General features: G+C 58.3%; 27 protein-coding genes. 13 read left to right on the top strand and 14 right to left on the bottom strand.

Translation table 11 applies throughout. From position 1 onward, the window contains the following. Positions 1 to 57 precede the first annotated feature (57 nt). Positions 58 to 783 (top strand): glutathione S-transferase family protein, encoded by a 726-nt coding sequence (locus tag H9Q16_RS16260; protein WP_191076460.1) that lies wholly within the window; start codon positions 58 to 60, stop codon positions 781 to 783. Here H9Q16_RS16260 and rnr read toward each other — a convergent pair. The 4 genes from rnr to dapE are packed head-to-tail and all read right to left on the bottom strand — an operon-like array spanning position 752 to position 5,167. Continuing rightward, positions 752 to 3,007, bottom strand: coding sequence for a ribonuclease R (gene rnr / locus H9Q16_RS16255; RefSeq protein ID WP_191076459.1), 2,256 nt, complete (start codon positions 3,005 to 3,007; stop codon positions 752 to 754). The genes H9Q16_RS16260 and rnr overlap by 32 nt on opposite strands. Then, positions 3,004 to 3,612 carry a TIGR04282 family arsenosugar biosynthesis glycosyltransferase gene (locus H9Q16_RS16250; protein WP_191076458.1) on the bottom strand — a complete coding sequence of 203 codons (609 nt, stop codon included), beginning with the start codon at positions 3,610 to 3,612 and terminating at the stop codon, positions 3,004 to 3,006. The genes rnr and H9Q16_RS16250 overlap by 4 nt, the downstream gene beginning before the upstream one ends. Beyond that, the gene (locus H9Q16_RS16245) at positions 3,609 to 4,025 is read right to left on the bottom strand and encodes a GNAT family N-acetyltransferase (RefSeq protein WP_191076457.1); all 417 of its coding nucleotides are present in this window, start codon (positions 4,023 to 4,025) and stop codon (positions 3,609 to 3,611) included. Before H9Q16_RS16245 ends, H9Q16_RS16250 begins: the two co-directional genes overlap by 4 nt. Next, entirely contained in the window at positions 4,022 to 5,167 is a 1,146-nt protein-coding gene (gene dapE / locus H9Q16_RS16240) for a succinyl-diaminopimelate desuccinylase (RefSeq protein ID WP_191076456.1), read from the bottom strand. The genes H9Q16_RS16245 and dapE overlap by 4 nt, the downstream gene beginning before the upstream one ends. Positions 5,168 to 5,498: 331 nt before the next feature. On the opposite strand from dapE, the gene H9Q16_RS16235 reads away from it, so the two are divergent. Beyond that, positions 5,499 to 6,593, top strand: a complete 1,095-nt coding sequence (locus H9Q16_RS16235) for a Hint domain-containing protein (protein WP_191076455.1) — start codon at positions 5,499 to 5,501, stop codon at positions 6,591 to 6,593. On the opposite strand, the gene H9Q16_RS16230 is transcribed toward H9Q16_RS16235, so the two are convergent. Then, on the bottom strand, positions 6,578 to 6,979 hold the full coding sequence (locus H9Q16_RS16230) for an ACT domain-containing protein (RefSeq protein WP_191076454.1): 402 nt from the start codon (positions 6,977 to 6,979) through the stop codon (positions 6,578 to 6,580). The genes H9Q16_RS16235 and H9Q16_RS16230 overlap by 16 nt on opposite strands. An 85-nt stretch (positions 6,980 to 7,064) precedes the next feature. On the opposite strand from H9Q16_RS16230, the gene H9Q16_RS16225 reads away from it, so the two are divergent. Continuing rightward, positions 7,065 to 7,574: a GNAT family N-acetyltransferase gene (locus tag H9Q16_RS16225; RefSeq protein WP_191076453.1), complete on the top strand. Its 510-nt coding sequence runs from the start codon at positions 7,065 to 7,067 to the stop codon at positions 7,572 to 7,574. Here the strand turns inward: H9Q16_RS16225 and H9Q16_RS16220 are convergent. From H9Q16_RS16220 to H9Q16_RS16205, 4 genes are all read right to left on the bottom strand, one after another. Further along, entirely contained in the window at positions 7,565 to 7,903 is a 339-nt protein-coding gene (locus H9Q16_RS16220) for a hypothetical protein (protein WP_191076452.1), read from the bottom strand. The genes H9Q16_RS16225 and H9Q16_RS16220 overlap by 10 nt on opposite strands. A gap of 63 nt (positions 7,904 to 7,966) precedes the next feature. Beyond that, complete coding sequence (locus H9Q16_RS16215) at positions 7,967 to 8,224, bottom strand: GlsB/YeaQ/YmgE family stress response membrane protein (RefSeq protein WP_191076451.1); 258 nt, start codon at positions 8,222 to 8,224, stop codon at positions 7,967 to 7,969. Positions 8,225 to 8,296: 72 nt separating this feature from the next. Beyond that, positions 8,297 to 9,124 (bottom strand): 2,3,4,5-tetrahydropyridine-2,6-dicarboxylate N-succinyltransferase, encoded by an 828-nt coding sequence (dapD, locus tag H9Q16_RS16210; RefSeq protein ID WP_191076450.1) that lies wholly within the window; start codon positions 9,122 to 9,124, stop codon positions 8,297 to 8,299. A gap of 58 nt (positions 9,125 to 9,182) precedes the next feature. Continuing rightward, positions 9,183 to 9,731, bottom strand: a complete 549-nt coding sequence (locus H9Q16_RS16205; protein ID WP_191076449.1) for a thioredoxin family protein — start codon at positions 9,729 to 9,731, stop codon at positions 9,183 to 9,185. A 118-nt stretch (positions 9,732 to 9,849) separates the two neighbouring features. Here H9Q16_RS16205 and H9Q16_RS16200 point away from each other — a divergent pair, with 118 nt between their 5' ends. Next, the gene (locus H9Q16_RS16200; RefSeq protein ID WP_191076448.1) at positions 9,850 to 10,692 is read left to right on the top strand and encodes an LOG family protein; all 843 of its coding nucleotides are present in this window, start codon (positions 9,850 to 9,852) and stop codon (positions 10,690 to 10,692) included. Positions 10,693 to 10,769: 77 nt separating this feature from the next. Here H9Q16_RS16200 and H9Q16_RS16195 read toward each other — a convergent pair whose 3' ends face one another. Continuing rightward, the gene (locus tag H9Q16_RS16195) at positions 10,770 to 11,741 is read right to left on the bottom strand and encodes a sterol desaturase family protein (protein WP_191076447.1); all 972 of its coding nucleotides are present in this window, start codon (positions 11,739 to 11,741) and stop codon (positions 10,770 to 10,772) included. A 340-nt stretch (positions 11,742 to 12,081) separates the two neighbouring features. Here H9Q16_RS16195 and H9Q16_RS16190 point away from each other — a divergent pair, with 340 nt between their 5' ends. Both H9Q16_RS16190 and H9Q16_RS16185 read left to right on the top strand, forming a co-directional pair. Next, positions 12,082 to 12,972, top strand: coding sequence for a PI-PLC domain-containing protein (locus tag H9Q16_RS16190; protein WP_191076446.1), 891 nt, complete (start codon positions 12,082 to 12,084; stop codon positions 12,970 to 12,972). Then, positions 12,965 to 14,926, top strand: a complete 1,962-nt coding sequence (locus H9Q16_RS16185; protein ID WP_191076445.1) for a sulfatase-like hydrolase/transferase — start codon at positions 12,965 to 12,967, stop codon at positions 14,924 to 14,926. Before H9Q16_RS16190 ends, H9Q16_RS16185 begins: the two co-directional genes overlap by 8 nt. A gap of 177 nt (positions 14,927 to 15,103) precedes the next feature. On the opposite strand, the gene H9Q16_RS16180 is transcribed toward H9Q16_RS16185, so the two are convergent. Next, positions 15,104 to 16,096, bottom strand: coding sequence for a sterol desaturase family protein (locus H9Q16_RS16180; RefSeq protein WP_191076444.1), 993 nt, complete (start codon positions 16,094 to 16,096; stop codon positions 15,104 to 15,106). Beyond that, on the bottom strand, positions 16,086 to 16,841 hold the full coding sequence (locus H9Q16_RS16175; protein WP_191076443.1) for a class II aldolase and adducin N-terminal domain-containing protein: 756 nt from the start codon (positions 16,839 to 16,841) through the stop codon (positions 16,086 to 16,088). The genes H9Q16_RS16180 and H9Q16_RS16175 overlap by 11 nt, the downstream gene beginning before the upstream one ends. A 100-nt stretch (positions 16,842 to 16,941) precedes the next feature. Between H9Q16_RS16175 and H9Q16_RS16170 the strand changes: the two genes are divergently transcribed. Next, entirely contained in the window at positions 16,942 to 17,865 is a 924-nt protein-coding gene (locus H9Q16_RS16170) for a LysR substrate-binding domain-containing protein (RefSeq protein ID WP_191076442.1), read from the top strand. Here H9Q16_RS16170 and H9Q16_RS16165 read toward each other — a convergent pair. Next, positions 17,835 to 18,254, bottom strand: a complete 420-nt coding sequence (locus H9Q16_RS16165) for a VOC family protein (protein WP_191076441.1) — start codon at positions 18,252 to 18,254, stop codon at positions 17,835 to 17,837. The two genes, H9Q16_RS16170 and H9Q16_RS16165, sit on opposite strands and share 31 nt — an antisense overlap. A gap of 49 nt (positions 18,255 to 18,303) precedes the next feature. On the opposite strand from H9Q16_RS16165, the gene ade reads away from it, so the two are divergent. The 6 genes from ade (at position 18,304) to H9Q16_RS16135 (ending at position 24,713) form a co-directional block, all read left to right on the top strand. Beyond that, positions 18,304 to 20,100, top strand: coding sequence for an adenine deaminase (gene ade, locus H9Q16_RS16160; RefSeq protein ID WP_191076440.1), 1,797 nt, complete (start codon positions 18,304 to 18,306; stop codon positions 20,098 to 20,100). Between the two features lie 43 nt (positions 20,101 to 20,143). Next, positions 20,144 to 21,613 carry an AMP nucleosidase gene (locus H9Q16_RS16155; protein WP_191076439.1) on the top strand — a complete coding sequence of 490 codons (1,470 nt, stop codon included), beginning with the start codon at positions 20,144 to 20,146 and terminating at the stop codon, positions 21,611 to 21,613. Between the two features lie 146 nt (positions 21,614 to 21,759). Beyond that, the gene (locus H9Q16_RS16150) at positions 21,760 to 22,035 is read left to right on the top strand and encodes an HU family DNA-binding protein (RefSeq protein WP_425507706.1); all 276 of its coding nucleotides are present in this window, start codon (positions 21,760 to 21,762) and stop codon (positions 22,033 to 22,035) included. A 152-nt stretch (positions 22,036 to 22,187) separates the two neighbouring features. Beyond that, positions 22,188 to 22,649 carry a c-type cytochrome gene (locus H9Q16_RS16145; RefSeq protein WP_191076437.1) on the top strand — a complete coding sequence of 154 codons (462 nt, stop codon included), beginning with the start codon at positions 22,188 to 22,190 and terminating at the stop codon, positions 22,647 to 22,649. Positions 22,650 to 22,772: 123 nt separating this feature from the next. Continuing rightward, complete coding sequence (locus tag H9Q16_RS16140) at positions 22,773 to 23,645, top strand: DMT family transporter (RefSeq protein WP_191076436.1); 873 nt, start codon at positions 22,773 to 22,775, stop codon at positions 23,643 to 23,645. A gap of 69 nt (positions 23,646 to 23,714) precedes the next feature. Beyond that, on the top strand, positions 23,715 to 24,713 hold the full coding sequence (locus tag H9Q16_RS16135) for a GlxA family transcriptional regulator (protein WP_191076435.1): 999 nt from the start codon (positions 23,715 to 23,717) through the stop codon (positions 24,711 to 24,713). Between the two features lie 24 nt (positions 24,714 to 24,737). Here the strand turns inward: H9Q16_RS16135 and H9Q16_RS16130 are convergent, their stop codons facing one another. Continuing rightward, the gene (locus tag H9Q16_RS16130; RefSeq protein ID WP_191076434.1) at positions 24,738 to 25,376 is read right to left on the bottom strand and encodes a class I SAM-dependent DNA methyltransferase; all 639 of its coding nucleotides are present in this window, start codon (positions 25,374 to 25,376) and stop codon (positions 24,738 to 24,740) included. Between the last annotated feature and the right edge of the window lie 20 nt (positions 25,377 to 25,396).

Below are 25,396 nucleotides of genomic sequence, written 5' to 3'. Positions count from 1 at the left end.
ACTGCCAATAATTGACAGCAGCCTCAGATAGAAAGCGACCGATAAAGGAGTCTTCCCATGATCACACTCATCACCTATGCGCCTGCCTTCGGCCAACCTTCAGCCAGCCCCTATTGCACCAAGGCGATCTGGCTTCTGAATATGTCCGGTCAGTCGTGGGGGCGGTCCGACACATTCGATCCCCGATCCATGCCCAAACAGAAACTGCCCGCGATCCGCGTCGAAGAAACACTGATCCATGACAGTGACGACATCCGCGCATATCTCGAGGGCCAGGGCCACGACTTTGACGCGGGCCTTTCAGATATGGAACGCGCAACCTCCCGCGCGTTCATCCGCATGGCCGAAGAGCATATGTATTTTCACATCGTTCTTGATCGCTGGGGTGATGACCGCACTTGGCCCAAGGTCCGCGATACCTATTTCAAGATGATCCCCAAACCGCTGCGCCGCTTCATAACAAACAGGCTGCGCAAAAGCGTTCTGCGCGGCATGCATATGCAGGGCCTTGGTCGGCTGACCGCAAAAGAGCGGCTGGCGCGGATCGAACCAGATCTGCAAGCAGTCACCACGCGGCTTTGGCACGGGTGCTTCCTGTTTGGAAACCGCCCAACAGCGGCAGATGCCTCCGTCGCTGCGATGCTGGGCGCCATGCGGGCGACCCCGGGATCGACCCTGCTGAAGACCCGGATTGCTGAGGATGTGATCCTGTGTCGCTATCTTGACCGGATGGAACAGGCGATGCGCGCGCCTAACGGCGACGTCGTGTCACTTTGCGCTTAGGCTTGGTGCCCTTGCGCTTGCCTTTGTGAGGCTTGCGGCGGGAGCTATGCCCAGCCGGGCTGCGGCTTCCGCCCTCGACCTTCTGGTCCTCTATCTCCAGAAGCTCCAGCGCGATGCCACCTGTCACGGGAACCGCCTCGGCCAGTTTGACCTTGACGCGTTGGCCCACACTGATGACCCGGCCGGTGTCCGCCCCCATCAACGTCTGATCCTCACGATCATAGTGGAAATACTCGCGGCCCAGCGCACGCATCGGCAGCAGCCCATCGGCGCCTGTTTCATCCAGTTTTACAAAGACCCCGAAACGCGCAATGCCACTGATGCGCCCGGTAAACTCGGCCCCCACGCGGTCGCTAAGATAGGACGCCAGATAGCGGTCGGTTGTATCCCGTTCGGCCACCATCGACCGCCGCTCCGTGTCAGAGATGTGCATGCCTGTCTGCTCTAGCCGGTCGATGTCTTCCTCGCGCAGCCCGTCGTCGCCCCAGCCATGCGCCGTGATCAATGCACGGTGAACGATCAGGTCAGAATAGCGCCGGATCGGCGAGGTAAAATGCGCATAGGACTTCAGCGCGAGGCCAAAATGCCCAATGTGCTGCGGCCCATAATACGCCTGTGTCATCGATCGCAGCGTCGACAGATTGATCAGCTCTGCATCTTCGGACCCCGCAGCGTCGTTCAGCAACCTGTTGAGATGTTCTGTCCTGAGCACCTGTCCCTTGGCCAGATTGAACCCTGCCGCCTGCGCCGTTTCACGCAGCGCGTCCAGCTTTTCCTTTGGCGGTTCTTCATGAATGCGAAACAGCAGCGGTACTTTCTTGCTCAGCAGTGTCTCGGCCGCAGCCACGTTGGCCAGCACCATGAATTCTTCGATCAGCTTATGCGCATCCAGACGGTCCTTGAAATTGACGGATTTCACCGTGCCATCTTCGGCCAGTTCGATCCGGCGCTCGGGAAGGTCCAGTTCCAGCGGTTGGCGCGCTGCACGCGCCTTGAGCAAAGCCTCATAACAGGCATAGAGCGGCTGCAAGACAGGTTCCAACAGCGGCCCGCAGCGGTCATTGGGATTGCCGTCAATTGCCTCCTGCACCTCTTCGTAGTGCAGCGAAGCAGGGGACCGCATGAGACCACGATGGAACGTGTGTGACAGTTTTTGCCCCTTGGCATCCAGCACCATCCGCACCGCCACGCAGGCACGCGGCACCCCTTCGTGCAGGGAACATAAATCGCCCGACAACCGATCCGGCAGCATGGGTACAACCCGATCCGGGAAATAGGTTGAGTTGCCGCGTTTCTTGGCCTCACGGTCCAGTGCCGTTCCCGGGCGCACATAATGGGCCACATCGGCAATCGCGACCCAAAGAATGTGACCGCCTTCGTTCTTAGGATCCTCATCCGCGTGTGCATAACAGGCATCGTCATGATCCCGCGCATCGCTGGGGTCGATGGTGATCAGTGGCAAATCACGCAGGTCTTCACGGCCATTGAGATCGGCTGGTTTCATCGCATCCGCTTCCTCGACCACCTTATCGGGGAAGGCATCGGGAATGCTGTGTTGGTGGATTGCAATCAGCGACACCGCGCGTGGGGCGGAAGGATCGCCCAGACGCTCCACGATCCGCGCACTTGGCAGGCCCATGCGGCCCTTTGGTCCGGCCTGCTCCGCCTCGACCAACTCGCCATCCTTGGCACCGTGCATGGCGTCCGCGGCGACAGTCCATTCCTTGTCTGCGCCCTTGTCGATAGGCACGATCCGCCCGCCTTCGGATTTCTTGCGAAAAATGCCCAGCACGCGCTTGGGGTTTGTGCCAATCCGCCGGATCAGCCGCGCTTCGTAATGATACGGCTCATCCTTGACCAGCGTCAGCCGCGCAAGAATACGGTCGCCTTCGCCCAATGCCGGATCACTTGCACGCGGGATAACCAGCACGCGCGGCTCTACCCCCTCGCCGTGCCATTCCATCGGTTTCGCGAAAAGATCGCCATCGCCATCCGGCCCGGTCACCAGCAGCACGGAAACCGGCGGCAGACGGTCGGGATCCTGATAGGTCTTCTTGCGTTTTTCCAGATGCCCCTCAGCTTCGAGCTCCTTGAGAATACGCTTGAGGTCAATGCGCGCGGCACCCTTGATACCGAACGCCTTAGCAATATCGCGCTTGGCTGTCAGCGTGGGGTTTTGTTCGATCCATTCAAGGATCTCGGCTTTGGTGGGAATTCTGCTCATTGCCCTGAGGTAGCACGCGCCCCCGCCGCCGTCACATGCAAATCGTCAGCGGTGTCGACGTCGTGCAGGCAAGCAACCTGTGCGATCCGGTGATCCGGCAGCGTCGCCATCGTATCCGTCAGTGCGTGTTCCGTGGACCAGCGGATGTCTTTCATGAAACCTGCGGGCTGTCTGGCGGGATGTTTCAGCCCCACCAGCCAATACCCACCATCGGGCGCAGGACCAAAAACCGCATCATGATCGCCCAAAGCCGCAAAGGCCCGGGCAACATGTCGGCGCGAGATGCCCGGAATATCCGCCCCGATCACACAGGCAGGCCCCCCTCGCCCCAACCGCAGCATCCGTGCCATGCGGTCGCCAAGATCGCCCCGCCCCTGCGGCCAACGCGGCAAATCACCGGGCCAGACCCGACTGTGCAAACCCGCCAAGTCCGGGGCCACGGCCAGCACCACCTGCCAGCGCGGATCGCGGATATCCCGCAACAGCCTTTTCACCTGATGGCGAAACCACCACGCGGCAGGAATCATACCAATCTGGCGTCCCAACCGGGTCTTGACCCGTCCGGGCCGGGGCTCCTTGATCATCACGATCAATGTGCGCCTCACAGCGGCCGCACCATGTCCCGATGATCAATGCCGGCGTCATCGTAAACGGGGCCTGTCGCCGCAAAACCAAGCGTTTCATAAAAACCCAAAGCGTGGAGCTGCGCACCCAGCTTAGCCGTGCGCGCCTTGCCTGCCGAAACCTCAAGTGCAGCCATGATCAGCGCCGCCCCCAGACCCGCGCCGCGATGTGACTTCAACACACACACCCGCCCGATCTTGGCGATATCATCGGCAATATAAACGCGCGCCGTGCCAACCGGCGTGTCGCCATCCCGTGCAAGCAAATGCAGGCTTTCAACATCAAGTGCATCGATTTCTTCTTCAACGGGAACGCCCTGTTCCTCGATGAAAACCACCCGTCGCAATTCAAAACAGGTCTTCAGATCATCCGTCAGGTCAATGGACACCGTCACGCAAAATAGTCCCGCAGGATGCGCCCATAGATCGCCTTGAGCTGTCGGATGTGTTCGACCGACACATGTTCATCCACTTGATGCATCGATTGTCCGACCAGACCAAATTCGACCACGGGGCAATGCGCTTTGATAAAGCGGGCGTCAGACGTGCCGCCGGTGGTCGACAGCGTGGGCTTTACGCCGGTTTCAGCCTCGACCGATTTGGCCACCAGATCTGACAGCGCACCGGGGGGCGTGATAAAACTTTCGCCCGAAATCTTGACCTTCATGTCGATGTCCACGCCAAAGGCGCCTTTGACCTCTTCGCATTTCTCGTTCAGCCACGCGGTCAGGCTTGCACCTGAATGTGCGTCATTGAACCGGATGTTGACTGCGGCAGAGCAGCTTGCCGGGATCACGTTCGTCGCAGGATTTCCGGTGTCGACCGTCACGACGGCAAGTGTGGATGCATCGAAATGTTCGGTTCCCTCATCCAGCGTATGGCTGGCCAGCGTGTCCATCAGGCGCACCATCGCACTCAGCGGATTGTTGGCGCGATGCGGATAGGCTGAATGGCCCTGTACGCCTGTGACCTTGATCCAGGCCGTCATCGACCCGCGGCGCCCGATCTTCATCATCTGGCCCATCGTATCGGGGCAGGTTGGTTCACCCACCAGACAGACATCCATCCGCTCGCCCTGTTCTGCCATATGATCAAGCAACGCGGTGGTCCCATCCAGAGCATCGCCTTCCTCGTCGCCGGTGATCGCGATGACAATCGATCCGTCAGGCGGGCTGTTCTTGACGAAATCCATCGCCGCTGCGGTAAAGGCGGCAACGCCAGACTTCATATCCGTGGTGCCGCGCCCATACATGATACCGTCCTTTATCTCGGCTCCAAAGGGGGGCATCGTCCAGTCCGCTTCGTTTCCGATGGGCACGACATCAGTGTGACCGTTAAACCCGAAACATCTGGTGTTTCCCTTCTTTCCCCAACGCGCAAAGAGATTGCGAATGCCGCCGCGATCGGCCCAGGCGCAATCGAAACCGGCATCTGTCAGCATCTCCTCTAATATCTCAAGCGCACCATCGTTTTCAGGCGTGACGGACGCGCAGCGCACCAGCTTGGCGGTCAGGTCAACAGGGTCGATACCGGGCATGCAGGCTCCTTTGATCACAACAGGCGGGACGCCTATTCTTGTGGCGAAAATGGCGCGGTGCCAAGGGGGATGACAGATCAAACGCTTCCCGAACCCGTGATCCATGCTAGTCTGAACGTAATAATGACCCGAGGCAGGGCATCAGCAGCCGGATGGCACCTGAAAACAGGGCCTTCCACCAGACCAATGAATGTAACACGCTACGCAATGCGCGGGCTGTTGTTGATCATTTCTGCCTTTGAACAAACGGTGCGGGCAGAATGACAGTATTGGGTATGAGGTCCGAAGACGGACCAGCAGGCGGTGTATTCAAAGACATTGAGGTGCGGCCATGACGTGGCTGGCGCTGTGTGATCATGACGACCGCAAGCTGTCGTTGAATGGTCTGGGTGTCGATCGGCGGGATGAACCCTGTCTGTCACCTGATCCGCGATTGCTGGTTTCCCGCGGGACCCTGCTGTTCGAGATGCGGCTGAACGACGATGAAACCACGCGCGATCTGTTTGGCTATGCCGAATCAGAACCTTGGCCACGCGGCATGCTGTTTCGCAGCCTGCCCGGCGGCGGCGTCGCCTTTATCCAATCCATGGCCAATCACACCGCGCGCGCTGAAATCCGCGTGAGCAATGTCGCACGCAGCGATTTCATCCGCATCACGTATTCCTGGGATGCCGCAGCCAGATGGGCGCGAATGACCCTGGAACAACCGCAGGAATCGGTCATCAAAAGCGTGCAGATCGATGCACCCCAACCGCTATCGCTGGGGGACCTGCGCGATCTGATGCTGGGCAGGGGCAGCCATGTGTTTTCTGCCGATATGATCTTTGCCGCGCTCTCAGACGCGATCGAACCCGTGGGCCCGATGCCCAGCCTGATGTCGGACGTGCCGATTGCAACGCCGTGGGATTACAAGGCCGCGGGCGATCTTCGGCGGGGCGACACTGTCACCACACGTGCCTCAGGGGTGGTGCCGGTGGTGCACAGCATCACCCGCACCGTGCCCGCCCGTGGCAGCTTTCGCCCGATCCATCTGCGCGCGCCCTATTTCGGTCTGCAACAGGACATTACCGTCAGCCCCGAGCAACACTTGCTGATTGACGGACCAGAAGTCGAATACCTTTTCGGGCAAGAGGCCGTGCTTGTCCCGGCAAGCCATCTGGTGAACGGTTTTACCGGCTTTGCAGCGCCCTGCGGGCCGACGGTTTCCTACACGCAGCTCTTGTTGCCCAAACACGAAACCATGCTTGCGGCGGGGACGGCACTGGAAAGCCTTTATATAGGGCGCATCCGGCGGCGACCCGATGAGCTTGCCAGCAGTGTCTTGCGTGATCTCGATCGGCACGGCCTGCCCGAACACGGACGCCCGTCGCATCAGGTTCTACGTCACTTCGAAGCGATACACCTCGCGCGTCAGCGCGCTGCCTGAGCGATATTCTCAAGCACCCGCATCGCGTCACCTTCACGCCCCTCGGGCACAAAAAGATGGTCATGGTAAAACCCTGCGACCGGATTCACCCCCATGCCTGCGTCAGCGAGCGCGGTTGAGATCCGGGCAATGAATCCCACAGCCGCCAGCGCGGAATGTACGTTCAGGGTGATCATCCGGCAGGGAAATTCATAGGCCAGCCCATGCACTTCGGCTTGCTCTTTCAGCAAGATCAGCGTGATCCCCTCGGATTCCTGAAACATCATGCGCGGTGCCAGCCCCAAAGGCACCTCGGCCTGCGACAGGGTTGCAAAAACAAACACTCCCTCCACCAAATCGGCTGAGAGCCCGCGCAAAAGCGTATCCAGGTCGGTTTCGCCTGACATTTTCCTGTCCTTTCCGCTGTGATAGCACGTGGGAATTAGATGCATGGAATGGGCGTTTGTCCATGTCCCACCTAAGGAAAACGAGATGGCTGAACTCAGAACATCACGCCTGCTGCTGCGCCCCGCCCGCACGGGCGATGCCGCCCCGCTTCACGCGGTCTTTACCGACCGGGACGCCATGAAGTTCTGGAGCACGCTGCCCCATGACGACATCGCCCAGACCGAGGCCTTTGTCGCGGCCATGATCAACGCGGATCGCACACAGTTCTCCGACTTTGTCGTCGAGCACGAAGGCCGGGTGATCGGCAAGGCAGGGTTTTGGCAGATTCCCGAGATCGGGTTCATCTTTCACCGTGACACCTGGGGTCAGGGGCTTGCAAGCGAGGCCCTGCGCGCCCTGATCAGGCACGGCTTCACCGATCTTGGACTTGCGCGCATCATAGCGGATGTCGATCCGCGCAATGCCGCCTCAATCGGACTTCTGACAAAGATGGGATTTGCCGAAACCGGGCGGGCGTCGGCCACGATCAGACTGGGCGATGAATGGTGTGACAGTATCTATTTTGCCCTGCCGCGACCGCAAGATCAGTCGTAGAACGGCGTCATCTGCGCCACGATCACCGCGTTTTCATCCAGCGCCCGCTGCATCAATGCGCGTTCTTCTGCATCAATCGTCTGACCCTCGGCCTCGCGGTCTGCCAGCGTGCCATAGCCTGTGACATCCAGCGGCGCCGTGTCGGCCTGTTTGAGGATGGCCACCGTTTCGCGCACCGCTTCGGCCTCATCGACCCCTGAGGCAAAGCACATCAGCGCCGCACCGGTGGCCGTGTCAGGCAGGCCGTCGCCCTCTTTGCGGCCAATCTGAACCACCAGTGTATAAACCTGCTGACGCGAGGGTTTTTTCTTCTTTTTTGGTTCAGACATGAAAAGGGCCGCCTTTCGATACGAACGGCAGCCCTAGCGCGGTTTTACAAATTTGGGAAGCCGTCAGGACCCCCGGTTGCGCAGCATCTGCGCAGCGGCGATCAGAATGCACGCGCCGACAAATCCTACAAAGAGCTGACCGATCCATCCTCCCAGCGTCGATCCGAAGATCGCCATCAGGATGAAATTGAAAACGACCGCCCCGACAATGCCAAGGATGATGTTCATCAGCAGACCGTGGTCGCGTTTCATGAACTTTTCCGCCAGCCAGCCCGCAAGGCCGCCAACGATGATAGCTGCAAACCAACCGATGCCCGTCATTTGAAGTCTCCTAAATTGAACTAAAGGACAAACGCCGCGAGACCAGCCCCTGTTCCCGATGCAGCGAAAAGATTAATCGCGCAGGAGCTCGTTGATCGACGTCTTGGATCGTGTACGTTCATCCACGCGCTTCACAATGACCGCGCAGTACAGGTTGATGTTGTTCTTGGACGGCATTGACCCCGCCACAACCACCGATCCGCTGGGCACTTCGCCATACATGACCTCGCCTGATTCGCGATCCACGATCTTGGTGGATTGACCAATGAACACACCCATCCCCAACACAGAGCCTTCGCGCACGATGCAGCCTTCGACCACCTCTGAACGCGCACCGATAAAGCAGTTGTCTTCGATAATGGTCGGACCCGCCTGCATCGGCTCCAGCACGCCACCGATGCCGACCCCACCGGACAAGTGCACGTTTTTGCCGATCTGTGCACAGGATCCGACCGTCGCCCAGGTATCGACCATCGTCCCCTCATCCACGTAGGCGCCAAGGTTCACGAAGGACGGCATCAGCACCACGCCCGGTGCGATGTAGGCGGATTTGCGCACTACACAGCTGGGCACGGCGCGAAAGCCCGCCGCCTGCCACTGGTTGTCGCCCCACCCTTTGAATTTGCTGTCGACCTTGTCCCACCAGCCGCCGCCTTGCGGGCCGCCGTCCTGCTGCTCCATTTCCTTGATCCGGAACCCCAGCAGTACAGCCTTCTTGGCCCACTGGTTCACATGCCAGTCACCGTTCTCTTGCTTTTCCGCAACCCGCAGCTTGCCACTGTCGAGCGCATCAAGCGTATCCTCGATCGCCTCGCGCGTCTCGCCCGTTGTGCTGGGCGTGATACTGTCGCGATCTTCCCATGCAGCTTCGATGGCGGTCTCAAGTTGGGCGTTGGACATGCGGCTTCTCCTTTGTGCTGCGCGGGCTATACCTGCGCAGTTGACGTCGCGCAATCGTTCAAGACCACTTGATCGAACACCCCATCGACGGCGTCTGATCGCGCGGACCCTGACCGGTCTCGGCTATCTGGCGCATGGCGTTCACGAGCTCGGGCACCCTCGCACCTGCATCCCCGCGCATCCCCACGTCATCCAGCCGGCCCCGGTATTGCAGTCCGCCATCCGCATCAAAGCCAAAGAAGTCAGGCGTACAGACCGCGCCATAGGCCCGGCCAACGGATTGATTCTCGTCCACCAGATAGGGCGCTTGCAGCCCATGGGTCTGCGCAAAAACCGTCATCTTTTCCGGCGCATCGGCGGGATAGTCGCGATAGTCGTTTGACATGATGCAAACACATCCGATGCCCATTGCCTCAAGCGCATTCATATCTTCGGCGAGCCTGTCGATCACCGCGACCACATAGGGACAATGATTGCAGATAAATGCGACCAGCATCCCTTTCTCGCCAATCACCCCATCACGCGAATGGCGCACGCCCGCCGGGGTCGCCAGATCAAACTCCGGCGCGGGCCAGTCAAAATCACACGTCTTGGTTTCCAGCAGCATCGGCCCGTCTCCCGTTTTCGCGGGCTATCCTGCGCGCCTGGGCTATGTTGGTCAATGACGCCATTGCAAGTCGGCTGGAACCACGCCACGCTGGCCTGATCGGATTTGGGAGACCTCCATGAAAGACAACACCCGCCACCCTTTGCGCCACGCCCACATGGACCGCCAGAAGGCGGAAGAGGTGCCGGATACCCCGCAGACCCGTGCGCCAGCTTACCGGCTGGCTTTTACCGACGACGATTTCATGTGCAGGCCCGAAACAAGGCCCGCGCGGTTGCAACTGGAACTTCTCAAGCCCGAATTGTTGTTGGATGAGGCGGGGATCACCTCAACCATCGTTCTGTTTGGCGGCGCGCGTATCCCGGAGCCCGCCAAAAAGGACACCGCCCGGACTGAAACGCTGGCAGAGTTGTCGCGCTTTTACGACGAAACCCGCGAATTCGCGCGGCTGATGACGCTCAAATCCATGGAAAGCAACGGCACCGAAGACGTGATCGTCACCGGCGGCGGCCCCGGCGTGATGGAGGCAGGAAATCGCGGTGCGATCGATGCGGGGGGCCACTCCATCGGGCTGAACATCGTATTGCCGTTCGAACAGGCCCCCAACGAATACGTCACTCCCGAGCTTTGCTTTAACTTCCACTACTTTGCCATCCGGAAGATGCATTTTCTGATGCGTGCCAGGGCAATCTGCGTTTTTCCCGGCGGCTTTGGCACCATGGATGAACTTTTTGAATCGCTCACCCTGATCCAGACCGGTCGGATGGAACGGGTGCCGTTCTTGCTGTTTGGCCGCGCGTTCTGGGAAAAGATCATCAACTGGGACGCCCTGGCGGATGCGGGCACCATTTCAGCCGAAGATCTCGATCTTTTCCGTTTTGTCGAAACCGCACAGGAAGCGGTTGACCTGATCGAGAACTGGGAACCGGCAGCCGCGCGGGACAAGGTGCCGGGACGGTGACGTCCAGACCGCACCGCAGATGAAAAGCTGTAAGGTTGGCTTGAGTTTAAAAGAAAGATGAAGAAGGGGTTAGCGCCTTAGGGTGTGCGGCGGCGTGCCTTGAGCCGCTCGCGCATCATGGCTTTGCCCTCCGGCGTTCCATCATGCCATGACCCGAAAAGCTTGTCCCAGGGCACATCCAGATTGCCGTAATTCACCTCGAAATACCGGTGATGCAGCTGATGATGAAAGGTGCCAAGGCTCAGCCGTTTGAGATCCCGAAACCACAACCCCTCGAACCCGGTATGGGTGGTCACCGCAAAGATGGCATAGAACATCAGGTGAAAGATCACATGCACGGGGCTGCTGGGCACGACAAAATGGATAAGGATCGTGCCGAAATAGAAAAGATGTTCGACCGGGTGCATCGACAGGCCTGACCACGGCCCCACATCCGTATTGCGGTGGTGCAGGGCGTGGAACCGGTAAAGCGCATCGGTGTGCAGCAATCGGTGGATCCAGTAGAAATAAAAACTGTCCCAGACAGGCACCAGAAAGAAGAACGCAACAAACCAGACCGGTGTCTGCGCAAACGTGGTCAGCGGGGCGTATCCGTTGGCGAGCGCCCACCAGATCCAGGCTTCAAAAAGCGACCAGACCGTCACGCCGGACGCAAGCGACCAGAACATGTTGTCTTTCACCTGATCGTCAAAGGAAAACACCCGGCCTTTGCGCGGGAAGGGACGCGGGTCGTATTTTTTGTCTGTGCCCTGCGCGGCATAGGAATGGAAAAACAGATGCAGCCCGCCGGCGATCACGCTGATGATCACCAGATTGCGCAGCCAGATCAGCCCGATCCACGCCCCCGGCGTCGCGGTCTGTGTCAGGCTCGGCGACAGCCACAGATAGCTGACCCATGCGATCGCCAGAATGAACGTGTTTATGGTCAGAATGAACCAAGCATCCGCATACCACTTGACCACCTGCATCGGCTTCGGCGGCCATTGCCACAGGGGTGAAATTGCGATCGGCAGCGCGGGCGTGTGGTTCCATTCCTTGCGATCGCTCATTTCGTATACATCTGTTTCTTGAAGGCCCGCGTGCGCTTTGTTCGGTCTGCGCAGAGGACACTAAATCATCGGCTCGGCCAGAGATCAACCGTGCCAAAATAGCATAGGCTTTACCGCACACGTTGTCAGCCAAAGGCACCCACGCCACAAAACAGAGAATACCGCGGCGGCAGAGCTATATCAGCTCTGACCTCCTCGCGCCTTTCGGTACCAGCGTTCTGGTACATCTCGTTCAACCGGGTCAGGAATGAGAAAATGTTGTAACTTAAAGAACAAATTAATAACCTGAAAAAGAGATTTTTTGTTGTGTTTGAATGTTCGTTCTGGAAAGTGCTCGGTTTTGAAGAACCCATATTACACGCTCACCGTAGCCCTGCTAAGCATTGTGATTGTCATAAGTTTCGGTTTCTGGTTCTGGAAATCGCCATTGAACGCCGACTGTATCGATGTTTCACCCACATCGGCACCAGGCCCGGCTCCGGAAATGGACGCCGTTGTTTCATCAGAGGTCGATCCCCCTTACGTGCGATACCATAATGAGTTTGACCGCTTGGAATGCTGTCTTGATATTGCACATGCAGGGGGGGCATATTTGGGACAACCCTACACGAACAGTCTTGAGGCACTTGAGCGAAACTACGGTCTTGGCCGCCGGGTCTTCGAGGTCGACTTTGCGCCAACCTGCGCCGGTCAGATCGTGCTGGCACATGATTGGAAAAACAGAGGCCGCGTCCGGCCCACTTTAAATGAATTTCGTACAGAATTGTCCGATCACGGCCTCACAGGGATGACGCTGCAAGAACTTGTTGCGTGGCTTGCTGCTCGTCCCGGCTCAAAGCTTGTTACTGACACCAAATATCCCGATGTGCAGCTGGCGCTTCTATCCCATCTGGAGGCTGCTTCAAGTAAGCAGTTTGTACGCGATCAGGTTGTTATTCAGGTCTACTCAGAGGCCGAGATAGATGCACCTTACCTTCGGGACCAAGCAAAGATTCTTACCATCTACAAAATGGGTCGCATTACGCCGGAAATGATTGGAACCATAGCGATGTCGTCAGACATCATTGCACTGACGATCCCCGAGACATTTGCTAAGAAGCACCTCGCGGCGTTGCGCAAAGATCTGACGACACTTCCGATTTATGTACATGGCTCTCCGTCGCGGATCAATAGTCTAGAATACCAGTCTTTCCTCAATAACCTTGGGGCTTCCGGCTTTTACCATGAATGATACAAGGCGTATTCTGCTGACCACGATTTGGTTATTTTCTTGGGGACTTCCGGCACTTTCCATTGCAGCGTTGGTGCCCAACCGCCTTGTTGTAATTTGGGCTGTGTCCGGGATCCTTTTTGGTTTATTCCTGATTTCTGCAAGGCACGGAAAATTAGTAGGGGTGATCCTACTCCTTTTGGCAATTTCTTACCTTTCTCTATCGCTCGCTGGTGCCGTAAGCATTTTCATGCAGGGCACACTGCCTGACCTCCGCTTTTTCGCGCATCTTGATGGGTCAACTTTCGGTGCCGCCCTTCAGGCTTATTTCTGGCCAACAGTTGCGACAACATGCTTTCTTTTTGGTTTGCTCGCATCCGTCATGACCTTGCATATCTGGCAACCTGTACGTCCGCCTCTCTCCCGGATCATCGGCCCTCTTTCATTGATCTTGGCCGCTGTATTGTTTGTGCCCGGACATTCCACGCTCTTTTATCTGCAAAGCCATTATACCTACAACGCACTACTGCAGGCCAAGCTGAATAGTTCAATCCAGCGACCCAGGATCAGCGGTCTCCCGGCAGGCAAAACACCCAAAAATATCATACTCATCTATGCAGAGTCGCTCGAACAAACCTACCTTAGAGAGGATCTTTTCGGCGACATCATGCCGCAACTCAGAACCCTCCGTTCCAACGGGATAAATTTTACAAATATCCACCAGTATCCGGGTACCAGTTGGACGGCGGCGGGAATAGTTTCCTCTCAATGTGGAATACCATTGATTTCAAGAAACAGCGGCAACCAGATACTTGCGTCTGTCGAAAATCCGTTTCAGAACATCACCTGCCTCGCCGAGTTTCTTAAGTCTCAGGGTTATGCGACGACCTACATGGGCGGTGCCTCGCTTGATTTTGCCGGGAAAGGCAACTTTCTAAGTGCAAATGGATATGAAGCAGTATTTGGTTACGACGAGCTCAAAAAGTTTGCGCAGAGAAGCCCATGGGGCCTTTACGATGCGCAGTTGTTTGAGGAAGTCGGCAGAGTCCGCAACCAGCTTGCCAAGTCTGCTACCCCCTATTTTTTAACGCTCTTGACGCTCGATACGCATCACCCTTACGGGCATCCCTCTCCTGAATGCGCATCTGAATTTTCTGTTGGGAAGGACATATTGACGGCAGTGTCTTGTTCGGACAAGCTTATCAGTCGATTTATCCGCGAGACGCTGCAAGGGCCTGAGGGCAAAGAAACGATTATTGCGGTGCTTTCGGACCATCTGGCCATGCGCAACACGGCATCAAGTATCTTGGAAGCAGCCGACAGGCGCCTCCTTTTTTCTATCTTTAACACAAACAGTACGCCGCAGGAAATCACCGCCCAAGGCACCCACTTTGATATCACGCCCACCCTTCTTGACGCTGCCGGTTTCGGTCCCCTGGAGTTTGGTTTTGGACAGTCTCTCCTGTCGCATTCCCAAGGCGGTGTTCTTGCGAAAGGTCTCACGCAATCAGACCTTGCAGCGCTCGAACTTGGGGAAATTTTTCCGACCATCACCCTGCCCCAAACCGTCACAGCAAATGCCAAGCGACTTTTCGTCGGCGACACCTCATTCATGGTGCGTGATGGTAACGTAAAGATCGGACGACGGCGGTCCGACATCGGTGATGGTCGTTTTCTCGCGGTCGGCCTCAATAGTAGATCCGCGGCGTTGCCACGGATCATAGGCAGGTTGAATTTATTTCTTGAGGCTCTTGAAAAAAATAAAGCTGATGACCTGTGGTTGGTCTACAACGATGGCCATCTGGATTGCCAGGTTATCCCCGACTGCGCCGGATCGCCGCGCCTTATTCTTTTAAATAACGATGGCGGTTCGAAACATGTTGTGACAGGCGAGGGCACGCTCGAAATCAGTAGATCTGAATTCAAGGCCTTTCTCGCCAATTTGCCGAAAACGGTGTCTGACATCCGGGACTAGTTTGCTCGTCCGTCACGAAAGACTAACAAGCGCTCGATCATCAATCTAACCCTGTATGTCAACGTCACCGGGCATAGTCTGACTCTTACATGTCCGAAATCGGCTTCGGCGGCCATTGCCACAACGGCGAAACCGCAATCGGCAGCGCCGGTGTGTGGTTCCATTCCTTGCGATCGCTCATTTCGTATACATCTGTTTCTTGAAGGCCCGCGTGCGCTTTGTCGCTTCGGCTGTGCCGTTGTGAAAGGTGCCGAACCAGCGATCCCACGGCATTTCCACCGTGCCATAATTGCACTCGAAATACTTGTGATGCAGCTGGTGAAAGAAGTCGCCCAACTGCGCGCGCTTCTTGTCCGTCACCAGCAACCCGTCGAAGCCTGAATGCGAACAGATCGGGTGCAGGGTGAAGGCATATACATGAAACAGGATATGCATCGGGCTGGTGGGAATGACAAAATGGATCAGCAATGAAGAAAAGTAGATCGCATGCTCCAGCGGATGCATCGAAATGCCGGACCACGGCCCCACATTGACGTTCCGGTGGTGCAGCGCATGGGCCACCCGGTACAGGATGGGGACATGCAATGCCCGGTGCACCCAATAGAAATGGAAGGACCCCCACAGCAGCATCAGCGGAAACCACGCCACCCACCAGACCGGGTTTTCCGCAAATGATGTCGTCGCTGCCCAGCCGTTGCCCGCGGCCCAAAACCACGACACCGTATAAAGCGTGGCAAAACTGATCCCGCTGACCAGCGACCAGAACATGTTGTCACGCACCTGCGACCGGAACGTGAAGGTGCCGTTGTTCTCCGCCTGTCCGCGCTGGTCATACTTCAGCCTATGGCCCTGCCCTTTGGCGCGATAAAGCCAAAGATGCAGGCCACCTGCCAGCGCGCTGTGCGGGATCAGAAACCCCAGCCAGATCGCAATCACCCAACCACCCGGCATCGCGGTCTGATCCGGTGACGGTGCCCAAAGCCAAATCGCCAGCACGGCCATCAGCAAACTGAGCGTGGTGGTCGAAATTACCAGCCAATAGGCCCGGTACCATTGCAGAACGGCCCGCGGGCGCGGTGGCCAGTCGAACAGCGGATTGTTTTCGACAACCGTCCCCGGATGGTAATGCCATCGATCCGCTTCACCCCGAATATCGATTTCAGGCGGCATAATCTGATCCCTCGTCGTCCAGAATCGCCTTCAGCTCTTCGAGATGCCGTGTGTCCTGATCGGGATACTGCTCCAATTCGCTGGCGGTTTTCTCAGCGATGTCATCAGAAATGCGGCGCAGGGGAAGGCCCGTCTGCAACGCCTTGATATAGGTCTCTGCCGCACGTTCGAAATAATACAACCGGTTGAACGTCTCAGCCACGGTATCGCCAATCACCATGACGCCGTGGCTGCCCATGACCATTACTTTCTGCTTGGGGTCCGTCAGCAGCGCGGCACAGCGGTCACCTTCGTCTTCGAACGCCAAACCGCCATAATCCTCATCGATCACGATCCTGTTGTAGAAAGTACAGCAGTTCTGATCGATCGGTGGCAGGCGGCTGTCTTGCAAGCACGCCAGTACCGTCGCGTAGATGGAATGGACATGCATCACACAGCGCGCGTGTTTGCAGGCGCGGTGCACGCCCCCATGCAGACCCCAGGCGGTTGGATCCGGCGCATTAGGGCCCTCAAGCGTTTCGGGATCATTGGCGTCAATCAGCAACAGATCGCTGGCTTTGATCCGGCTGAAATGCACCTGATTGGGGTTCATCAGGAACTGCGTGCCTGTGTCATTCACCGCCAGCGAGAAATGATTGGCCACGCCTTCATGCATATCCAACCGGGCTGTCCAGCGAAAGGCAGCAGCCAGATCGACACGTTCCTGCCAGTGATCCATGTTAGGTTTGAGGTGCGTGACAGACATGCGAGTCTCCTTTGATTTGGCCAAAGAATGCGCCGCGCAGGACCCGCATGACCAACGAAAAAACTATGGGTAATCCATAAGTCATGCTAATGGGTAATTTATGGCGCCGCGCGACACCCTCCCACCGCTCAACTGGCTGCGTGCGTTTGAAGCAGCAGCGCGCACCCTGTCCTTTACGGGTGCGGCACTCGAACTCAATATGACCCAAAGCGCCGTAAGCCAGCAGATCAAATCGCTGGAGGGCCATCTGGGCCGCCCCTTGTTCCATCGCCGCCCCCGCACGCTGGAAATGACAGAGACCGGCCTTTCCTATCTGCCCGTCGTGCGTGACGCCTTCCGCACGCTTAGCCACGGCACCCGCGCCATCACCCGCGCCACACAGGATGTCTTGCAGATTCAATGCAACCTGACCTTCGCAATTCACTGGCTGGCACCCCGGCTTGGGGCGTTTCGCAGGCAGCACCCTGACATTCAACTGAACATATCAACCGAAATCTGGCAGCCGCGCGACATGGCAAAAGGGATCGATATCGAAATCCGGCATTCCCTGCGCCCCGCCGACACGATCCATGCAGAGCTCTTGTACACCGACTTCTATTATCCAGTCTGCGCCGCTGACTATCCGGTTACGCTGGAAACGCTACACCAACAGCCTCTGTTCGATTGCACGAACATGATGGGCATGTGGTCGGTCTGGGCCGAAGAACAGTCTCTAAATTGGCCAAATCCGCCTATCACCTACGCGTCAACCTATTCGGTCTCGCTGGCGGTTGCGCTTTCTGGTGGCGGGCTGGCCCTTGCCTATGACTTGGCAGCCCGGCAACATCTTCAGACCGGCGCGCTTATTGCGCCCTTTTCCCATCGTGCACCCATGCAAGAGGCGTTTTTTCTGCTGCAATCGCCACAAGCCGCCCAGATGGAACAGGCCGTTACTTTCTGCGCCTGGCTTAGATCAGAATTGCGGAATTTCGGCGAACCTACATCGGGGCGCGATCAAAGCGGTCGGCTCGCCACCCAGGCATAGCCATTCTCGCACAGGATATATGCCTCGCGCAGCCCGTGCGGCTTGTCCGTCGGCTTTTGCAGGATCGTCCCGCCCGCGTTTTCGGCAACAGCGCAAGCCGCCTCTGGATCGCTGTCGTAAAGCCTGATCTCAATCCCGCCTCCGCGCGGCGGGCTTTCGGGCACCAGCCCCAGCAAGGGGTTGGAATGATATGTGCCGTCACTGTGCAGCTGAAACACCTGATTGCCGTACTGCATGATCGCGAAATCAGCCGTCGGCTGAAACGCCTTCATCCCGAAAACAGTCTCTAAAAAGGAAACTTCGCGGCCCACGTCCCGCACCAGCAGGTTCAGCCCGATACCCTTCAGCCCAGCGCCGAAATCTTCTGCCGAAATGCTCTCGTAATCCATCGCACGTTCCCCCGCTTGAACCTGCCCTGACCCTGTGAAATGTTATGCCATGACGCAAGACACTTTCCCTTCATGGCCCGATGTGGCCGCCGATCTGGTCAATGTCGCTGCAGGCCGTGCGGCTGCGGACATGATCATCACCGGCGGCATCTGGGTCAATGTCCACACCCGCGAAGCCCTGCCGGACCATGATATCGCGGTCGTCAAAGGCCGGATCGCCTTTGTCGGGCCGGACGCATCGCAGTGCCGGAGGGATGACACACAGATCATCGACGCCAAGGGCCGCTACATGATCCCCGGCCTTTGCGACGGCCACATGCACATCGAAAGCGGCATGCTGACACCGGCGGAATTTGCCCGCGCCGTCATCCCGCATGGGACGACCAGCATGTTCACGGACCCGCACGAGATCGCCAATGTGCTGGGGCTGGAAGGCGTGCGCATGATGCATGACGAGGCGCTGATGCAGCCCGTCAATATCTTCACGCAGATGCCCTCCTGCGCGCCCTCGGCCCCGGGGATGGAAACCACAGGCTTTGAAATCAGCGCCCGGGACGTGGCCGACGCGATGCAATGGCCCGGCATCATCGGCCTTGGCGAAATGATGAACTTTCCCGGCGTCAGCAACGCCGATCCGCAGATGCTGGCCGAAATCGCCGCAACCCAACGGGCCCACAAGACCGTCGGCGGCCACTATGCCTCTCCCGATTTGGGACCTGCGTTTGCCGCCTATGTCGCAGGCGGCCCGGCTGACGATCACGAAGGCACCTGCGAAGCCGACGCAATCGCGCGCATGCGGCAGGGCATGCGGTCAATGATCCGGCTGGGCAGCGCATGGTATGACGTCGAAACACAGATTACCGCGATCACGGAAAAAGGCCTCGATCCCCGCAACATGATCCTGTGCACCGACGACTGCCACTCCGGCACGCTGGTGAATGACGGTCACATGAACCGCGTCGTCCGCCATGCGATTGACTGTGGTTGCGATCCGCTGATCGCCCTGCAAATGGCCACAATCAATACCGCCACGCACTTTGGTCTCGAGCGCGACATCGGCTCGTTGACGCCGGGCCGCCGTGCCGATGTGATCCTGACGTCAGACCTGACATCGCTCCCCATCGAAACTGTCATCGCGCGCGGTCGGATTGTCGCGCAGGACGGCGCCTGCATCGTCGACTGCCCGCACTACGCCTGGCCCGACCATGCGCGCGCCACCGTCAACATGAAACGCACCCTGACAGTAGATGATTTCGCAATCTCTGCCCCCGAAGGCGCCAACGGCGTGACCGCCAATGTCATCGGCGTTGTCGAGAACCAAGCCCCGACCAAGGCACTGCAGTTCGAACTGCCCGTTACCGAAGGCCGCGTACAAGCCACCGGAGAAGTCGCGCAAATCGCACTTGTCGAACGCCACCGCGCGACAGGAGGTGTCGTAAACGCCTTTGTCTCCGGGTTCGGGTACAAGGGGTGCATGGCCATGGCTTCCACCGTGGCCCATGACAGCCACCACATGATTGTTGTCGGCACCGATGCCGATCAAATGGCACTGGCCGCCAACCGCCTCAAGGACGTCGGCGGCGGTATCACGATATTCCAGGACGGCGAAGAACGCGCGCTGGTCGAACTGCCCATCGCAGGCCTGATGTCAGACAACCCCGCGACAGATGTCGCAGCCAAGGCCGAAAACATGATGCAGGCCATGCGCGACTGCGGCTGCACCCTCAACAACGCCTACATGCAGCACTCACTTCTGGCCCTCGTGGTGATCCCCGAGCTTCGGATCTCCGATCTGGGGCTGGTCGACGTGCGCACTTTCGAATTCACTGACGTGATCGTGCAATAATCAATGGGCCAATGTGCCCCAAAAAGAACAAGGAAAACAAAAAATGAGCACACCAGCAATCCTCACACCCGACGCCCCCCATGCCGAGGCGTTCATGGACCCGACCGAAGCTGTTGACCGCCTTACCGAACTTTACGAAGACGCGACGACCTTTCTGCGTGAAAAGTTCAACGCCGCGATGGAAGACACCCCCGAAAACACCCGCATCCGCGCCTTCTATCCCGAATTGCGCTTTACCACATCAAGCTACGCCAGCGTGGACAGCCGCCTCAGTTTTGGCCATGTGTCTTCCCCCGGTACCTTCGCCGCGACGATCACCCGCCCCGATCTCTTTCGCCATTACCTGATCCAGCAGATCCGCCTGCTGATCGAAAATCACGAACAGCCCGTTATCGTCGGCCCCTCTGAAACGCCCATTCCGGTGCATTTCGCCGTCACTGCCGACGAAAGCGTGAATGTTCCCCAGGACGGTGCGGCGGACTTTACCCTGCGCGATATCTTTGATGTGCCTGACCTCAGCACCACAAACGACGACATCGTGAATGGCACGTACAAGTCGATAGACGACCTGCGCCCGCTGGCTCTCTTCACTGCCCAGCGCGTGGATTATTCGCTTGCGCGGCTATCGCACTACACCGCCACGAACGCAGAGCATTTCCAGTGCCACGTGCTTTTTACCAACTACCAATTTTACGTAACCGAGTTTGAGGAATACGCCCGCGCGCAACTGAACGACCCCGACAGCGGCTATTCCTCTTTCGTCTCCACCGGCAACGTCGAGATCACGGATGGCGACACCCCCATTCCGCCCACGCTTAAGATGCCGCAAATGCCCACCTATCACCTCAAGCGCAAGGATGGCGGCGGCATCACGCTGGTCAACATCGGCGTCGGCCCCTCGAACGCCAAGACCGCCACGGACCACATCGCGGTCCTGCGCCCCCATGCCTGGCTGATGGTCGGACACTGCGCAGGCCTGCGAAACACCCAGAACCTCGGCGATTTTGTCCTGGCCCATGCCTACCTGCGCGAAGATCACGTGCTGGATGATGACCTGCCCGTCTGGATCCCGATCCCGGCATTGGCCGAAATCCAGATTGCCCTGGAAAAGGCCGTGGCCGAGGTCACCCAGCTTGAGGGTTACGAGCTTAAGCGCATTATGCGCACAGGCACCGTGGCCACAATCGACAACCGCAATTGGGAACTGCGCGACCAGTCCGGTCCGGTACAGCGCCTGTCACAATCGCGCTCTATCGCGCTGGACATGGAAAGTGCCACCATCGCCGCCAACGGCTACCGTTTCCGCGTGCCCTACGGCACGCTCTTGTGCGTCTCGGACAAGCCCCTGCATGGTGAATTAAAGCTGCCCGGCATGGCCTCGGACTTCTATAAATCGCAGGTTTCGCGGCATTTGATGATCGGTATCCGTGCAATGGAACACCTGCGCGAAATGCCGCTGGAACGCATCCACAGCCGGAAATTGCGCTCGTTTGACGAAACAGCCTTCCTTTAAAGGCGAAAAACCGCAAAAAACCGCAGTTTTATTGGTTTTTTGGCCCACTATTCGTTGTGTTGCCCTACAAGATGCCGCTACATTCTCCGACAGAGGCCCAACATTCGGGCGGTCTAAGGAGAAAAAGAAGCATGGCAACCAAACCAATGACAAAGACTCAGCTCGTCGCCGCTCTGGCAGATGAAATGGGTACAGACAAGAAATCCGCAGGCGCCGCACTGGAAGCAGTGTGCAACCTGATCACCCGTGAAGTGTCCGGCGGCGGTGCCGTCACACTGCCCGGCGTTGGCAAGATCTACTGCCGCGAACGCCCCGAGCGCATGGTCCGCAACCCTGCGACCGGTGAGCAGTTCAAGAAGGACGCCGACAAGGTGGTCAAGATGACCATCGCCAAGGCACTCAAGGACAGCGTGAACGGCTAACGCAACAGCACGGTCACAGACACAAAGGGCCGCCATTTGGTGGCCCTTTTGCTTTGAACCACACATATCACGATTTCTTCATGCCAAGAATTTGACCTCAGGCTTCAAGAGCCTACGTTAAACTCGAAAAGCATATCCTAGGAGCGATTCGAATGAGATTACTGAGCATGGCCGCTTTGGCCACCGGACTGATGACAACAACCGCCTTTGCCGATGGTCACGCCACAGGTGATGCCGAGGCGGGCGAAAAAGTATTCAGCAAGTGCAAGGCCTGCCACTCAATCGTGGATGCAGATGGGGAAGCGATCCAGAAGGGCGGGCGGAACGGTCCGAACCTCTACGGGATTTTTGAACGTGTCGCTGGCTCTGACGAAGAGTTCGGCAAGAAATACGGCGATGATCTTGTCGCCGCGGGCGAGGGCGGTCTGGTATGGATCGAAGAAGCCTTTGTGCCCTATGTTCAGGACCCACGTGCCTTCCTGCGCGAAACACTGGACGACAGCAAGGCGCGCTCCAAGATGACTTTCAAGCTGCGTGACGAAGAAGACGCGGCGAACGTCTGGGCCTATCTGGTCTCTGTCGGCCCCGCGCCAGAAGAAGAAGCGACAAACTAATCTGATCATGAATTCGGGTCACGACAGCAGCCTCTCGGGGCTGCTGTTTTCGTTTGTGCGGCAGGCCTTGCCCTTTTGCCCTGCTTGGGAAACTGTCGGTCAAACTGAAGGGTCGGGGCACAGATGGATATCCGCGCAATATTGATGGGGCTTGCCTTTGCCCTGATGTGGTCCTCGGCCTTTACCTCTGCGCGGATCATCGTCGCGGACGCGTCCCCGCTCTTTGCCCTCTCGGTGCGTTATCTCATTTCCGGGCTGCTGGGCGTCGGCATCGCGGCGGCACTGGGGCAAAGCTGGCGACTGACCCCCGCACAATGGCGCGCAACCATCATCTTTGGCATCTTGCAGAACGCTGTCTACCTTGGCCTCAACTTTGTCGCCATGCAGACAGTCGAGGCATCGCTTGCCGCTATCATCGCCTCAACCATGCCCTTGCTCGTTGGGCTGGCGGCATGGGTCTTTTTGGGCGAACGCCTGCGACCCTTGGGCATTGCGGGGCTGATCGCCGGTGTTATCGGTGTGGCGCTGATCATGGGCGCGCGATTGGGCACGGATGTCGATATGTTTGGCGTATTGCTTTGCGCCATCGGCGTGCTTGCCCTGACGGCCGCAACGCTGCTGGTGCGCGGCGCCACCTCGGGCGGCAACTTTCTGATGATCGTAGGTCTTCAAATGCTCTTTGGCTGCCTCGCACTGGCCATTGCGACCCTCATCTTCGAAACCCCGCGGGTCGATCCATCCTGGCCCCTGTTCTTTGCCTTCACCTACACCTGCCTGGTGCCCGGCCTTCTGGCGACGGTTGTCTGGTTCTGGCTGGTCAACCGTGTCGGCGCCACCCGGGCCGCAACCTTCCATTTCCTCAATCCGTTTTTTGGCGTGGCCATCGCCGCCCTGCTGCTGGGCGAACAACTGGGCGGGCGCGACATTCTTGGCGTTTTAGTGATCGCAGGCGGGATCCTGGCCGTGCAGGTATCGCGCCAAAACCGCAGCGCATAGCCCAAGAACGACACACCGCGCCGCACACGGACCTGATCCAGGGCCGACGCAATGTTGTAACGCTTGATCATGAGCGACACTCAAGATCCCTCAGATGCCCCACCCAAAGCCTACGCCTTTGTGCTGATTCCGGGCTTTTCGACGCTGGGATTTTCCTGCGCGCTGGATGCGCTGTCGCTGGCCAATCACCACCCCTCGGGGCGCAAATACTATTCCTGGCGCCTGATCTCGGAAACCGGCGGCCCGGTGCGTGCCTACAACGGGGTCGAGGTCAACGTCGACACCGGCCTGACGGAATTGAACCGCAATGAAACCGTTATCGTCTGCGCAGGCGAGAAGGCCGGCGAAGGCAGCAGCAAGGCCCTGCTGAACTGGCTGCGGCGTGAAACCCGCAAGGGCATGGACTATGGCGCGCTGTCATCAGGCACCTACACTCTGGCCTTGGCGGGTCTGATCGGCGGCAAAGAGGTCACCACCCACTGGGAGTACAAAACCGCCCTGGCCGAAATGCTGCCCGATGTGATCATGCAGGACACGATCTATTCCGTGGACGGGCGCGTGTTCACCACCGCTGGCGGCGCGGCGTCGATGGATCTGATGCTGCACCGTGTGCAGACCGACTACGGCATCGACATGGCCACCTGGGTCGCGGATCAAATGGTCTATACCGTGCCGCGCGCCCACTCACAGGGCCAGCGCATGTCACTGCAATCGCGGCCCGAGGTGCGCAATGCCAAGCTGTTGCTCGCGATGCAGATCATGGAAAACAACCTCGAAGACCCGCTGCGCCCTGACGAGATTGCCGATTTGGTCAAGCTGTCCACCCGCCAGCTGGAACGGCTCTTTGCACGCTATCTTGGCACATCACCCAAGCGGCACTACCTGCATATGCGTCTCGAAAAAGCCCGCAATCTTCTGCGGCAAACGTCCCTGTCGGTGACCGATGTCTGCGTGGCCTGCGGTTTTCGGTCGCTTTCGCATTTCTCCAAAAGCTACCGCGCCGCGCATGGCATTCCGCCCGGCATGGAAGCTTCGGACGGCAAGGTCTTGTGGTCTGGCCAGAACTGACGCCGCCAACAAGGGCGTCCATCTTCAGGATGGCGACTTGAAAAAGGTGACCACATGCGCCTGATCATCGCGATGCGCATCATCCGCGCCGGGTCCGTAGATCGGCACGGTATCGATCATCAATCCCTGAATATGCGGCTCTAATGCGGCTAGTTTCGCCTCGAAACCCTGTTCCGCATAATGCGCCGCATTGATGCCCAGCACAAAAACCGCACCGGGTTTCGCAATCCGCATCAGCTCATCCAGCGCGTCGGGGCCGACATGCCCATGGGTGAACGTCCCCGCGCTGAGGATCGCAGCATAGGTGTTGTCTTCAATCGGCAAGGTCTGTGTCAGATCCCCTTGGATCAACCCGTCATACACGCCGCGCCCGCCCGCAACCCTCAACATCTCCGGCGAGATATCCAAGGCGTCAATCCGCGGCACGTCGCGCATCGCTTCATGCGCCACCAGCAAACCGGTTCCGGCACCGACATCAAGCACCGGCGACCGGCCCTTCCCGACAGCCACAAACGCCTCTGCGATGGTATGCGGCATCAGGTAATCCATGTCTGCCGCAAACGTCTGATCATAGGTATCCGCCCACTGTGCATAAAGCCGCTTGCTGTCCTCGGGCGTCTCAAGGGCATATGCAGTGTCTACAGTGGGCTTTTTGCGGGTCATACGCGGCTCCGGACTTTTGC

The sequence above is a fragment of the Sulfitobacter aestuariivivens genome, from assembly GCF_014763045.1.
In the GTDB taxonomy this organism is placed as follows: Bacteria; Pseudomonadota; Alphaproteobacteria; order Rhodobacterales; family Rhodobacteraceae; genus Sulfitobacter; species Sulfitobacter aestuariivivens.
The sequence above is the reverse complement of the archived record's forward strand: the minus strand, read 5'-3'. Positions and strand labels throughout refer to the sequence as shown.

Excerpts from the sequence above, each read along its gene's own strand:
- H9Q16_RS16230 (WP_191076454.1), bottom strand. The coding sequence starts at position 6,979 with ATGTCAGGCGAAACCGACCTGGATACGCTTTTGCGCGGGCTCTCAGCC.
- H9Q16_RS16260 (WP_191076460.1), top strand. The coding sequence starts at position 58 with ATGATCACACTCATCACCTATGCGCCTGCCTTCGGCCAACCTTCAGCC.
- H9Q16_RS16155 (WP_191076439.1), top strand. The coding sequence starts at position 20,144 with ATGAGCACACCAGCAATCCTCACACCCGACGCCCCCCATGCCGAGGCG.
- H9Q16_RS16165 (WP_191076441.1), bottom strand. The coding sequence starts at position 18,254 with ATGGATTACGAGAGCATTTCGGCAGAAGATTTCGGCGCTGGGCTGAAG.
- rnr (WP_191076459.1), bottom strand. The coding sequence starts at position 3,007 with ATGAGCAGAATTCCCACCAAAGCCGAGATCCTTGAATGGATCGAACAA.
- ade (WP_191076440.1), top strand. The coding sequence starts at position 18,304 with ATGACGCAAGACACTTTCCCTTCATGGCCCGATGTGGCCGCCGATCTG.
- dapD (WP_191076450.1), bottom strand. The coding sequence starts at position 9,124 with ATGTCCAACGCCCAACTTGAGACCGCCATCGAAGCTGCATGGGAAGAT.
- H9Q16_RS16145 (WP_191076437.1), top strand. The coding sequence starts at position 22,188 with ATGAGATTACTGAGCATGGCCGCTTTGGCCACCGGACTGATGACAACA.
- H9Q16_RS16195 (WP_191076447.1), bottom strand. The coding sequence starts at position 11,741 with ATGAGCGATCGCAAGGAATGGAACCACACGCCCGCGCTGCCGATCGCA.
- H9Q16_RS16130 (WP_191076434.1), bottom strand. The coding sequence starts at position 25,376 with ATGACCCGCAAAAAGCCCACTGTAGACACTGCATATGCCCTTGAGACG.
- H9Q16_RS16180 (WP_191076444.1), bottom strand. The coding sequence starts at position 16,096 with ATGCCGCCTGAAATCGATATTCGGGGTGAAGCGGATCGATGGCATTAC.
- H9Q16_RS16205 (WP_191076449.1), bottom strand. The coding sequence starts at position 9,731 with ATGCTGCTGGAAACCAAGACGTGTGATTTTGACTGGCCCGCGCCGGAG.
- H9Q16_RS16150 (WP_425507706.1), top strand. The coding sequence starts at position 21,760 with ATGACAAAGACTCAGCTCGTCGCCGCTCTGGCAGATGAAATGGGTACA.
- H9Q16_RS16140 (WP_191076436.1), top strand. The coding sequence starts at position 22,773 with ATGGATATCCGCGCAATATTGATGGGGCTTGCCTTTGCCCTGATGTGG.
- H9Q16_RS16170 (WP_191076442.1), top strand. The coding sequence starts at position 16,942 with ATGGCGCCGCGCGACACCCTCCCACCGCTCAACTGGCTGCGTGCGTTT.
- H9Q16_RS16235 (WP_191076455.1), top strand. The coding sequence starts at position 5,499 with ATGACGTGGCTGGCGCTGTGTGATCATGACGACCGCAAGCTGTCGTTG.
- H9Q16_RS16185 (WP_191076445.1), top strand. The coding sequence starts at position 12,965 with ATGAATGATACAAGGCGTATTCTGCTGACCACGATTTGGTTATTTTCT.
- H9Q16_RS16135 (WP_191076435.1), top strand. The coding sequence starts at position 23,715 with ATGAGCGACACTCAAGATCCCTCAGATGCCCCACCCAAAGCCTACGCC.
- H9Q16_RS16215 (WP_191076451.1), bottom strand. The coding sequence starts at position 8,224 with ATGACGGGCATCGGTTGGTTTGCAGCTATCATCGTTGGCGGCCTTGCG.
- H9Q16_RS16220 (WP_191076452.1), bottom strand. The coding sequence starts at position 7,903 with ATGTCTGAACCAAAAAAGAAGAAAAAACCCTCGCGTCAGCAGGTTTAT.
- dapE (WP_191076456.1), bottom strand. The coding sequence starts at position 5,167 with ATGCCCGGTATCGACCCTGTTGACCTGACCGCCAAGCTGGTGCGCTGC.
- H9Q16_RS16175 (WP_191076443.1), bottom strand. The coding sequence starts at position 16,841 with ATGTCTGTCACGCACCTCAAACCTAACATGGATCACTGGCAGGAACGT.
- H9Q16_RS16225 (WP_191076453.1), top strand. The coding sequence starts at position 7,065 with ATGGCTGAACTCAGAACATCACGCCTGCTGCTGCGCCCCGCCCGCACG.
- H9Q16_RS16200 (WP_191076448.1), top strand. The coding sequence starts at position 9,850 with ATGAAAGACAACACCCGCCACCCTTTGCGCCACGCCCACATGGACCGC.